Source organism: Pseudoalteromonas rubra, assembly GCF_000238295.3.
Taxonomy (GTDB): domain Bacteria; phylum Pseudomonadota; class Gammaproteobacteria; order Enterobacterales; family Alteromonadaceae; genus Pseudoalteromonas; species Pseudoalteromonas rubra.
The window spans coordinates 1,111,391-1,123,545 of record NZ_AHCD03000044.1; the positions used below are offsets into that span (position 1 = coordinate 1,111,391).

The following is a 12,155-nucleotide window of genomic DNA, read 5'->3' on the forward strand; positions in this document are numbered from 1 at the left end:
ATCAAACCGCCGCCTGTCGGATTTATATACTAATTAAACTAAGGTTGCTCATTTAACATTCTAAATCACTTAATTTTTATGAATTTTTTATGCTTTTATTAAAGATTTCATATTTCAGTTATGTGACAATGCTGGGGCAAAATTAGTTAAGGAGTAATTATGAAGTTAAAACATCTTGCCTGTGTTGTTGCAATGGCAGCAAATACTCAAGTCAGCGCATTTACCCAGTTAGGCGGCAGTGGTGTTATGCCCATTGGTCACGAATGGCTCACCAGAACCTCGGCCCTTGAGCTGTTGTCACAAGACACTAAGGTAGAAGATGCGAATGATCCTCGTCTGAGCTGGGGTCAGGGCCTCGCGAAATCAACGGAATTGAATATTGCCCAAACGGAAGTTGCTAAAATTCTCGCCAACCGTCGCAATGACAACACCTACTATTCCGAATATGATGCAATTTTCGCAGCCATTGTCGGTGAGCGCTGGGTTGATATCGCCGGTTTTAACGTCACTAATGCCAGCATAGATCCAACCGGCCCAAATTGTTTTAATGCCGTGGCTCAGGAGCCTGCCGACTTACAGCAGGATCACTTTATGCGTCGTTATGATGATGTAGGAGGCGAGGGTGGCGTCGATGCGGCTAAGCGTGGACAGGCACGTTTTATTGATCATTTTGTTAATGCTGCAATGGCACAAAGTAAGCAGATCAAAGTGTGGGATGGTGGCGGGTACGCCAGTGCTGTCACCGTAGACCATAACTATTTCTTGTTTGGCCGTGCAGTACATCTGTTCCAGGACTCATTCAGTCCGGAGCACACCGTACGGTTGCCTGAAGATAACTATGAAACAGTCTGGCAGGTAAAGGCTTATTTATGCTCTGAAGGCGCGGAGCAGCACACCCATGCGACTGGCGATGCAATTAGCTATGAAAGTGGCGACGTGATTTGGCATCCGGGTACGCGCACAGATGGCAGCTGGGAGGGATATCGCCCAAGCAATATGAAGCCGGTTGCGCTGGTGGCCCTGGAAGCCAGTAAAGATCTGTGGGCTGCGTTTATTCGCACTATGGCGACCCCGGTTGAGCAAAGAGAAAGCTATGCACGAGCACAGGCACAAATGCTGGTTAACGCCTGGCTATCTTTCGATGAAACGGCCATGCGTCAATGGTATGACGATGAAAGCCGCCGTGATCACACGTATGTGCTGGCACCTGGTGAATCTGGTAAGGGCAAGAGCCTGGAGCAATGTATGGCCGAGCTGAATGTTGGTACGGTTAGTCAGCTTGAGCGTGTTGCCCAGTTAGACGAAGAGCGTCGCCAGTGTCTGTACAATGTGGAGGCAGTCGAAGGTTACGAAGACCTTAACGATCCGCTGATGGATATGCCATACAACTGGAAATGGAAGTCGCCATTTTGGAAAACGGCTCCAGATGGTTGGACAGCGCCAGATTTACCAGCAGATGCCGGCCAGGCGATGATCCTGAAAAGCGCCGAAACTGGCCTTGCTGTATCGAGTGAGTCAGGGTTAGAAAATAACGCAAGGCTCAAAGCCAGCGGTGCACACCCTTTGGCATTTGTGGGTGTAACAGGTAAAGACCAGCAAGTGTATTTTCGTAGCCGATATAATGCTGAACTGTTCCTCAGTTACAGTGCTTCCTTTAGTGGTTACGTAAAATTGTGGGATTCTGCCCAGGATTCAGGGTTCTCGCTGATAGACCAAGGCGGTGTGTGGAATCTCAAGAACACGCGCTGGGATCAGTATGTCTGGCTTGACACCAGCTCACAACAGTTACACCTGAACCGTTATGGCAAAGCCAACAACAATAACGCGAAGTGGACGATTGAATATCGCTAGGTAATACAGGCTTGTGACGTTTATGGTGCCTGGTAAGCAGGCACCATAAAGGCGACTCTTTGCTATTTCTCTGATACTCTGTCCATAATAGGAACATCATAAGGAGTACACAGATGTTTTCATTTTGGCAAAAGAAGAATTCGGTTAAGTCCATTGCACGCCAGCTGCCTTTGCGACTGGTTGAGTCCTTCACCAGACAAGAATACTACTCTGTTGAGCAAGTCTCAGAAATCTTTAGTCAGGTCTTTAGCCACGACCATAATCAGGCCTATGCGTATGCAATGTTTTGTTCTCAGACTGATTTTGACGCACTCCAGACTGGTCTGAGCTATGCTGAATTGCGAGCGGATGTGGGCAGGCATTGTTTTCACGACTGGCCTAGGTTTAATTTTGAGTCATTGCTTGTATATGCTGGCAGCACATACAGTGATAGTGGTTTTAGTGTCGGCGCAGAGGGCGGTGGCGGAGATGGTGGCTGTGGTTAGCTATCTGTTCTCATTGATTCGAGAAAACAGGCTCTGCCAAAGACTGTGTATGGCAGGCCTCACTCTGGATACTGTTAATTAAAAATACAAATATGAGTCGCAGTGACACTGCGGGTCGTCTTTTAGCTCATCAATGTGAACTTCAACTTTGCTTTGCGAGCGCGCATCGTAAATCAATACCATGTTGTGCTGCCTGTCTACACTCAGTACTTCGACCGGGTGCTTGTGATACTCCACCCACTCTCCGTCACGGACGTCTTCAATATTCATGATATTTCCCCCATTTGTTAGTGAAACGGCGCAAAGAGTCATCATCATATTGTTGTATTAATGAGTTTAGTGATAAAAATGAAAAAGCCCAAGCAAAGTGCCCGGGCTGTCTTATTTTCAGGGAGTGGAGTTAGAAACTGTAGCTTACACTGAACTTGACGCTGCGTGGCATAATGTAGCGTCCGTTTGGCGCGTCTGGATTACGCGGATCACCTTCGGTAATGCCTTGCTCATCAGTGAGGTTATCCACAGATACCATTAGCTTCACCTGCTCAGTTGGCTCCAGGGTAAAGCCCAGATCAAACTTCTCGTAGCCATCCAGTACTACCGTGTTCGCATTGTTGCCAAAACGGTCGTCAACGGCTGAAATTGTGCCGTATACTGTCGCAAACATATCGCCGAGTTCAAATTCGTAACTCGGCGTCACCCGTACCTGCCAGCTGGGCTGACGTTGGGCTTCTTTACCTTTGTTTTCGGGGCTTTCTGTGATTTCTGTTTTTTGCCACGTGGCATTCATATTGACACTAAAGCCAGAGCTGTGGTTAAAGTTGTAATCAACTTCGATACCCATGGCTTCGTTGGTCAGGATTTCAGCGGGGTCGTTCGGTTTAGGAACGAAAGTATCACCTTTCACTTCATTGGCAAAGAGCGTGGCGAATACATCGCTGCTTTCACCCATGTATTTGTAGCCAATCTCAGCTTGAGTGACTTCTTTGAGCAGGCGGTCGCCTTTCTGGTAGGCGCCGTAATTGTCGCGGAAATCGTCGAAATAAGGCATTTTGTAGCCTTTATTCATACGTGCGAACACACCGCTTTGGTCATCCAGTTTAAAGTCAGCTCCCAGAGTCCAGGACGTCTTGCGCTCGTCGTAGGTGACAAACTTGTCGATGATGCCATCCAGGCCTTCATCAACTGAATAGTCTACTTCGTGTTTTTCACTACGCAGGCCGAGATCTAACGTTAGCGCGTCGGTGGCGCGATAGCTATGCGTAGTATAGAACGCCAATGTGGTTGCATCGCCGGTACTGTTTATGTCGAAATTAAAGCCACAGCCGTCTTCGCTGTTGTTACACTCGACACCTGTGAGCATTTCACCGCCTGCGGCGAGCACGTGATAGGCCGAGTTGCCCAGGCTCCACCAGTCTTTTGCAGAGGTGGTGGCTGTATAAACACCAAAGGCGCTGTTCACCGACGAGAACTCTTTGCTGATGGCTAAATCATTGGTAAAGGCTTCAATTTCTTTAAGTACGACCCAACGGCCGTAGTTTTGTACCATGGTATCAGCGTCGTAAACTGTACCTGTCACAGCGCCTGTTGCACTGATGCCATTGTCAGCTACGCTTGCCAGGGTTTTTGCTGTGCCATCAGGCACCAAACCATAGGTGTTTGCGTCACCGTTGGTCAGGCTAAAACGGTCAATTAACTGCCAGCCGTTAGGTAATTCGAGTTTCAGACTACCGCCTGAGACATGGCCTTTCCAGCCCCGGCCTTCTCCCAAATCAATTTCCATATCCTGTCCAGCAACATGGATCACGGCCTGACGATTTAAGGTGCCTAATTGCGTAAAACCAGCGTCGACACCGTCTACATTAAGTGGGGTCGGCAGGTACCAGGCGCCAGTGTCGTCTGTTTGGCGCGTATAGACATTGAACTCACCGTTATCAAATTCTTTGGTCAGATTTATGGTGAACTGGTGGCCCTTTTCAGAGGTGAAGCCTGCATCGCGGATCCCGGATGAGCGTTTTGCATAGCCACCAATCATATAATAGAAGTCGTCGCTCAGCTCACCGCTCAGCACGCCATCGATGCGCTGTAAGCCATAATCTGAAGTGGTGTATTTAACTGTGCCTTCGGTCTCTTCTGAGCCGCGCTTTAGATGAAAGTTGGTTGTCAAACCCGGTTGGCCGTTCGAAACCACCGGGTTAGGACCGCCACGAAGGCCTTCCATACGGGCAATGGTCTCATCAAGACGGAAAATAGAAGAGTTTTCCAGGAACGATAAAGTGGGAGCAGGGTAAATGGGTGAACCTTGCAGGCTAACGGTCAGGAATGGTGCATCTCCACCGCCCGGAAAACCGCGAACAAAAACGTTAGCACCGGACTCGCCGCCTGAGCTCTCTACCCAGATACCAGGTACAGATTTAAGCAAATCTGCGGTGCTCTTTGGCGCTAAACGCTCAATTTGGACTGCATCTACGTTGGTTACTGCGAAACTGGCGTCTAGTTTACGAATACCAGCGCCACCCGGAGTACCGGATACAATGATGGTTTCTACTTTTTTGTCTTGTTTAGTGGCTTGTTGTTCAGCCTGTGCAGCGCCCGATACGGCCATGGCTGCGGCCACCGCGGATGCGATTAAAGAGTATTTGTTGCCTAGGTTCACAGGAACTGCCCCCTTGGTTGTCATATGTGTTGTCTGTGTCTGCACAGCTTTGGCTGTGCTCATTGCTATTGTTATGCGCCGCTCTGTTGTGCTCATAATGGCTCTTTCGAACTTATCAGCGCTCAGGTTGCACGCGGCGTCATTTTAAAATAGAACGTTATGCAAACGTTTGCAATAGCCGGTTTGCAACTTTTTTGGCACTTGATGGCAAACCTGTAACTGGACCGATGAGTGAAAAATCAAAAAGAGAAAAGGTAAGACAGGTTAGCAAACGCTGCGCTATAATGCGGTTAATGGGCATTGATATTGCCTTTAAAATTAATATATTCAACTCGTTACAATGGTTCTTTGGTGGTGCGTTATACATGCAGTCAAAAAAAATGAAACTCGCGGATCTGGCAAAATTAGCAGGCGTATCTACGTCAACCGCATCCCGGGCACTGAATAACAATCCGCTGATTAAGGAAGAAACCCGTAAAAAATTGCAGGCGCTGGCGAAAAAGCACAATTTCAGCCTGAATGCCGCTGCCAGCCGATTACGATTGCAAAAAACCAATGTGATAGCGGTACTGATTAACTTCGACGCTGAGACCGAGCAATCCATCGATGACCCGTTTTTGCTCAAAGTGGTGAGCGATATTAATCTGGCGGTTAATCGCCAGGGGTATGAACTGCTGCTCTCTAATTCTTACATGGCAGGTGATGACTGGCACGGTTACTTTATCGATGGTCGCCGGGCCGATGGGGTGATTGTGGTTGGTCAGGGTAAACAGCAGGCGCGTATTGAGCGCGCAGCCAGTGCCGGCACGCCGTTGGTGGTGTGGGGAGATCCAAAAACGGATGGTGACTACCCGATTGTCGGAAGTGACAACTATCTGGCCGGGTGCATGGCAACCCGGCATTTACTGGAGCAGGGCGCTCGTCGCTTGCTGTTTATGGGCGATCCTGCGCATGCCGAGCTGGCAGAGCGGTATCGGGGCTTTTGCGAACAGGTAAGTAAAGAGCCACAGGCAAGCGCTTCTTTATTGAAAATCGACATCACCAGCCAGGCTGCCTATGAGGTTATCAACCAGACTTTATTGAAAGAAGGGCTCAGCTTTGATGGTATCTTTGCATGTAGTGATATGGTTGCTCTGGGGGCAATGAAGGCGCTCAAAGAGCGTTATGTCAGTATCCCAAACGACGTTCGTATGGTCGGATTTGATGATATTGCAATGGCGGACATCAGCTCACCGTCGTTGACCTCCATACAGCAGAACACCCGCCTGGCCGGGCAGGTACTGGTTGATAAACTTTTAGCGCAATTGAAAGGTGACAAGCCTGATTCCACGCACCTTGACGTGGAACTGGTTGTGCGTCAATCGAGCTAAAGATTGTCACTAAGGCCGAATTAATCTCAGTCATATTTATTGCAACGTGCGTTCCGGCTCTGTAAACAAACCACACAAATTTTTAATTTTAGAATTGCAAACGATTGCAAAAATAAATGGTCGCGGCTAGACTGACTGTTATTGAATGGTTACAGAGTATCCTTATGAAGCACACCAGAGTCGTGCTGGCCATGGCGGCCTGCTACTTTTTGTTTGCGATCTTACTTAACAGTGTTGGCACTGTGATATTACAGGCGATTAACTCCTTTGCTGTATCGAAAGCGCAGGCTGCCAGTCTCGAAGGGTTTAAAGACATTCCTATCGCCATCGTGTCTTTTCTTGTCGCCTCTTTTATCCCGCGCATTGGTTATCGACTAGCGTTGCTGGGAGCGTTGTTCCTGATTGCAGTCATGTGCTTGCTGACACCCATGCTTGGGGCTTTCTGGGCGCTAAAAGCTTTGTTTGCCAGTGTCGGTTGCGCGTTTGCGATCGTTAAAGTCACTGTTTACGCCCTCATAGGCCAGGTTACCGAAGATGCGAAAGGACACTCAAGCTTGCTTAACACCATTGAAGGTTTGTTTATGGTTGGGGTACTGAGTGGGTATTGGATCTTTGCGGCATTTATTGGTGAGCAGGCTGATTCGTTGGCCTGGTTAAATGTCTACTATTTGCTGGGCGCGCTGACGCTGGTGACGGCATTGTTGGTTGTCAGTGCACCAATGAAAAAGCCACACTACAGCAAAGAGCAGCCGCTAAAAGATGAGTTTCTCGGCATGCTAAAACTGGCTTATCAGCCTTTGGTGCTGGTGTTTGTATTGTCTGCATTTTTATATGTACTGATTGAGCAAGGCGTAGGCACCTGGCTGCCAACGTTTAACAACCAGGTGCTGAATCTGCCAGTCGATATTGCGGTTCAGCTAACCAGTATTTTCGCAGCCAGTCTGGCAATAGGTCGTCTGTTAGCAGGGCAATTGCTTAAGCATATTCACTGGTACAGCTTACTGAATGCCTGCCTGATTGGCATGGCGGCATTGGTGCTACTGACGCTCCCTATGACTGAAAACCTGCAGCCCAAGCAAGTAAACAGCTTGTTTGATGCGCCGTTGGCTGCTTATTTAATGCCTCTGATTGGACTGATGATGGCGCCGATTTATCCGGTGATTAACTCAGTGATGCTGAGCAGTCTGGATGAGCGACAGCACGCACCTATGACAGGCCTGATAGTCGTGTTTTCTGCCCTGGGCGGAACCACAGGCTCACTGATCACAGGGTTTGTATTTGAATATATTGGTGGTCAACAGGCGTTTTACCTCTCTTTGATCCCCATGTGCGGCATTGCCATGACGTTATTTTTGTTTAAGCGACGCGCTCAGGCACAGGCCAGCGCTTGCGCACTTTAGGAGTTATTGATGCAGTTTGAACAATCAAACTTGTTTAAAGCGGTGCAAACGCAGGGCATTTTTTCTGACAGCAAACAGTTTGCGGATGCGATCCCAAAAATTAGCTGGGATCAGGCTTGCGCGTTATATGATCATGAATCGCCACAGGACTTAGCCGCTTTCGTTGCCCGGCACTTTGAATTTGCACCGCAACCTGAACTTGCGGCGCTGAGTGCAACGTCGGTCAAAGACTACATCAGCCAGCTGTGGTTGCGTCTTGAGCGAGCGCCTCAAACAGGAAATGCTTCCTCGCTGTTGGATTTGCCAGCCAGCTATACTGTGCCAGGCGGGCGTTTTAATGAAATTTACTACTGGGATAGCTATTTTACCGCGCTAGGCTTGCTTGACGCCGGTCACACTGAACAAGTGTCAAATATGCTTGATAACTTTGTGAGCCTGATAGCGCGTATCGGCCATGTTCCAAATGGCAACCGCAGTTATTATACCAGCCGTTCTCAACCTCCTGTAACAGCACTGATGGTATCTTTGTTATGGCAGACGCACCACCAGGATCGGGCATGGTTGAGCAAAGTGACTGATGCACTGCAAAAAGAACATGCATTCTGGATGGCGGATTGCGAAAAACTGAATGATGAGCTGACTGAAAGCCGGCGTGTTGTGCGCATGCCCTGTGGTGGCGTAATGAACCGTTTCTGGGATGACAGTGCAGAGCCGCGTCCTGAATCCTATAAAGAAGACATTGAGGCCGCCAGCATGCTGGAGCCAGAGCATCGTGCAGTGTTTTATCGAAATATTCGTGCGGCCTGTGAGTCAGGCTGGGACTTCAGTAGTCGCTGGCTGGATGATCCTGCGCAGTTGTGCAGCATTAATACGGTACAGCGTATCCCTGTTGACTTAAATGCTCTGTTGCAGCAGCTTGAGTGGCAGCTTAGCGAATGCTATGCGGCGCTTGGAGATAGTCAGCAAAGTGCGCATTATCTGAATCTTGTTCAGCAGAGAAAACGCCTGATCCAGGCCTATCTGTGGGACAAAGAACAAGGCTGGTTTATGGATTACCACATTGCTTTGCAAACGCGCAGTCAGGTGATGTCTTTGGCCGGTGTCGTGCCTATGTTTCTTAGCCTGGCAAGTCAGTTCCAGGCTGAAGCTATGGTACAACGTCTGGAGCAAGACTTTTTGCGCGCAGGTGGGTTAGTGACGACGCTGACCGACACCGCACAGCAGTGGGATAGTCCAAATGGCTGGGCACCGTTACAATGGTTTGCCGTTAAGGGTATGCTGAACTACGGTTATTGCAAGCTGGCAACTAGTGTTGCCAGACGTTGGTTAGTGATGCTGGAGCGTGATTTTGAGCAGCGAGGCTGCTTACTCGAAAAATACAATGTGGTTGAACCGGGTGTGCGTGCCGGAGGCGGGGAGTACACGGTGCAGCAAGGGTTTGGCTGGACGAATGGGGTAACCAGCCGCTTGTATCAATTGTTGGAAGAGTAGAGGCCTCGTCGAGCAGGTGAGGGCCGATAACGATGTTAGTTAATATCGCTATATGATGGCCCAAATGAATGTGAGAGCTGCTAAAGCCCAGTAGCCCTCACATTTTTAATTCATCGAAGCGTCAGCCGTGATACGGGTGATGCAAACGTATTGATATGCTCACAGAGCCAACAAATACCATCAGAGGTGCCAACTTAACTTCTTACATTGACCACCTTTCGAAGCGCGATAAAGCACTTAGTCCATAAAAGCAACACGCACGATAATGGCGCCAATGACGATAACAAACAATACCAGCTCCAGCTTATAAACGACGGAACGAGTCTCCCTGTCTGCTTTGTTTTTGGCTATGTCCTTTTTTATATTGGTCCCTTCCGGATGCCTTTTCTCATAGGCCTGATTTGCTTTCTCTGCGAATTTTTTGCGCTTTTCAGGACTTAGCGCTTTATTTAATGCCGCGCCATGGTCTGAAACATGACCTTTGGCCGCGCGTTTTGGTGGACTGGGCATAGTAACCTCCCCCAACGAACCCCTCACGTTAAGTATAGCGCCAGATAGAGAAGACTGGCAGCATACTCCGCTGCCAGGGGAAATAAGAGACGCTGCCTAATGAACCAGTTTACGGCGAGCAGGTCAAAAGGTATACATTTGGGTGATAATTGTACATTACACTGTATTACACGAAAACAGGCGGTGGCACGGGTGACGCAATTGGCAAAGCATTTCTTAGTCGGTTTGATTCTAATGGCTGCTGTGGGGCTAGTCGGATGTGATGCGCCAATTCAAAATAATGAAACTCAAATAATTAGCCTGCAACAAAACGCGGTTCAGGGCCAGTTTTCTGTGGATGGCCACTTTGCCGTGTTACACAATCCGGGTGATAAACTTGCGGTATTCCATATCGATACTCAGACCCTTTTATTTGCCGTTGCGGACCCCATAACCAGGCTCGATAATGCCAGGGGCAAAATACTGGCGTTCAGCCTTAGTGAAGACAATAAGCGACTTGCTATAGGTTACCAAAAATCAGTGGAGCTATGGGACATCGAGCGTGGGCTAAAGTTGGGTTCGGTTGCGGTACACCCTTCATCTGAGCTGGCAAAGGTTTCGGTATTGCGCTTGTATAGCCGTCCTAACTTGTTGCTCGTCGGGTTAAATGACGGCACCGTCAACTTATTGGATTTGGACAACCAGTTGGTAAAAACAGCGAGGTTTCACGACAGTAAAGTGATGCATGTGGCGATGAGTGGACAAGGCCAAAGTGTGCTGAGCGCAGGGCATGATGGCCAGGTACTATTATACGACGCACGTACAATGATGACTAAGCGGCGATTTGATTTTGGGCGCCGCATTACCAGCATCGCGCACAGTGCTGATCAGACCCAGCTGTTTGCATCCGATGCACTCAATGAGCAGCGTATATTCTCCGTGTACGCAGATGCTGACTATGACGTTAACTTGCGCTACCCGGAGCGTTTCAGATGGTTTCGGGCAGCTGCGTTTAGTGCAGATCAACGTTATTTGGCAACGGGGTCGTCAAAAGCCTGGTGGACTTTGTGGGATGCTCAAAACGGTCAGGAAATTGGCGCTTATGCTATCCAGGCCCAGAGTCGCGATGCCACTGTGCTAGATATGTATACTAACTCGCAAGGTGAACTGCTCACACTCAGCAGTGACGGTTTTGTTGAGTTGTGGCAGATCAGTAGCTTACTAAATCGTGAGTGAGGGCTGGTGTGCTTCTTGCTGTGATAGCGCAGGTGTTGTGTTATTGAGATGTAATAGTAACAGGAACAGGTTTCGTCTACTATCTGTGCTGTTAAAAGTGGTACACGTTTTCAGGTGTACTTTTTACTCTCAGTTAATGCACGTATAATGGCGGTTTTAGTGGTGTCACGAGTAAAGTTATGTGGTTAAAGGTATTGCTGGCGGCATTGTGTGTGGTGATGTTGAGTGCATGCAATGAGGAAATCCAGCTAAGTCAGGGGAATGTTGGCAGACTGAATGACAGTGGTATTGCGATAGGGCACTTCTCAAAGGATGGCACTAAGCTCGTCACATTTGATAATCAAAAACAAATTCAGGTTTGGAATGTGGCTACTCAACAGGTTGAGTTCACAGTGCCCAAAGAAAAGACGCCTGAGTTTGTTCGAGATGTAGCCTTGTCTGAAGATTTAAAGATGTTGGTGATTGCCAGCGAGTCAGAATTGGCTTTTTGGTCACTGAGTAAAGGTAAGTTAGTGACCAAGGTCGCATTTGGTGGTGTGACACCCGGTGCGGTGATCACAGCTATGGCTATATCGCCCAAAAATGACAAAGCCATTGTGGCAATGGCGGATGGCACCATCAATATGGCCGATTTACATACCCAGATAAATAACCGATTTGCACCGCACTCGCGGCCGGTTCAGCATGTGTTTTGGGATGACAAGGGTGAACTATTCGTGACTGGTGCTCAGGATGGCAAGCTGGCGCTGTGGAAATTTGGCTCGGCAGAGCCTATTTTTATGAAAGAGTTTGATCACCGGGTTACCAGTGTTGCAGTGCGTGATGACTTTTCAGCCTTGTTTGCGTCTGATGCTTTGAATGAACAGGTTGTTACCTCATTGACCGATGGGCAGAGCATTAGTGAACTTCAGTATATGTCACGTTTTAAAGTCTTTCGTAAAGCGCTGTTTATCAAAGGCAGCGAGCTGCTCGCAACATCCTCATCAAAATCGCATTTGAGTATATGGAATGCGAAAAATGGCGAGGAGCTGGGTACCTGGCAAATTAACTTTGTTCACGATGGGGCGACCATAGTGGATATGTATGCGGCGGACAGACATACCCTCCTGACATTAAGTAGTGACGGGATTTTAGAGGCCTGGACGCTTAACGCATTAGCTCAACGCTAAAAAGAAGGTGG

General features: G+C 48.5%; 10 protein-coding genes. 7 read left to right on the forward strand and 3 right to left on the reverse strand.

Annotation, left to right across the window (positions count from 1 at the left end):
* Positions 1-159: 159 nt before the first annotated feature.
* Complete coding sequence (locus tag PRUB_RS25295; protein ID WP_010380936.1) at positions 160-1,851, forward strand: phospholipase C/P1 nuclease family protein; 1,692 nt, start codon at positions 160-162, stop codon at positions 1,849-1,851.
* Positions 1,852-1,964: 113 nt separating this feature from the next.
* Positions 1,965-2,336, forward strand: coding sequence for a DUF6559 family protein (locus PRUB_RS25300; protein ID WP_010380938.1), 372 nt, complete (start codon positions 1,965-1,967; stop codon positions 2,334-2,336).
* Between the two features lie 78 nt (positions 2,337-2,414).
* On the opposite strand, the gene PRUB_RS25305 is transcribed toward PRUB_RS25300, so the two are convergent.
* Positions 2,415-2,606: a hypothetical protein gene (locus tag PRUB_RS25305; protein ID WP_010380942.1), complete on the reverse strand. Its 192-nt coding sequence runs from the start codon at positions 2,604-2,606 to the stop codon at positions 2,415-2,417.
* 130 nt (positions 2,607-2,736) lie between these two features.
* Positions 2,737-4,938, reverse strand: coding sequence for a TonB-dependent receptor (locus tag PRUB_RS25310; protein WP_422624875.1), 2,202 nt, complete (start codon positions 4,936-4,938; stop codon positions 2,737-2,739).
* 416 nt (positions 4,939-5,354) lie between these two features.
* Here PRUB_RS25310 and PRUB_RS25315 point away from each other — a divergent pair, with 416 nt between their 5' ends.
* From PRUB_RS25315 to PRUB_RS25325, 3 genes are all read left to right on the forward strand, one after another.
* Complete coding sequence (locus tag PRUB_RS25315; RefSeq protein ID WP_040645676.1) at positions 5,355-6,359, forward strand: LacI family DNA-binding transcriptional regulator; 1,005 nt, start codon at positions 5,355-5,357, stop codon at positions 6,357-6,359.
* A 164-nt stretch (positions 6,360-6,523) separates the two neighbouring features.
* The gene (locus tag PRUB_RS25320; RefSeq protein ID WP_040645634.1) at positions 6,524-7,759 is read left to right on the forward strand and encodes an MFS transporter; all 1,236 of its coding nucleotides are present in this window, start codon (positions 6,524-6,526) and stop codon (positions 7,757-7,759) included.
* Positions 7,760-7,768: 9 nt separating this feature from the next.
* Positions 7,769-9,250 carry a trehalase family glycosidase gene (locus PRUB_RS25325; RefSeq protein WP_010380953.1) on the forward strand — a complete coding sequence of 494 codons (1,482 nt, stop codon included), beginning with the start codon at positions 7,769-7,771 and terminating at the stop codon, positions 9,248-9,250.
* Between the two features lie 237 nt (positions 9,251-9,487).
* Here the strand turns inward: PRUB_RS25325 and PRUB_RS25330 are convergent, their stop codons facing one another.
* The gene (locus tag PRUB_RS25330) at positions 9,488-9,760 is read right to left on the reverse strand and encodes a hypothetical protein (RefSeq protein WP_010380956.1); all 273 of its coding nucleotides are present in this window, start codon (positions 9,758-9,760) and stop codon (positions 9,488-9,490) included.
* Between the two features lie 201 nt (positions 9,761-9,961).
* Between PRUB_RS25330 and PRUB_RS25335 the strand changes: the two genes are divergently transcribed.
* Positions 9,962-10,975, forward strand: a complete 1,014-nt coding sequence (locus PRUB_RS25335) for a WD40 repeat domain-containing protein (RefSeq protein ID WP_162144662.1) — start codon at positions 9,962-9,964, stop codon at positions 10,973-10,975.
* Positions 10,976-11,154: 179 nt separating this feature from the next.
* A complete protein-coding gene (locus PRUB_RS25340; RefSeq protein WP_010380960.1) occupies positions 11,155-12,144 on the forward strand; it encodes a WD40 repeat domain-containing protein in 990 nt (329 codons plus the stop codon).
* Positions 12,145-12,155 lie beyond the last annotated feature (11 nt).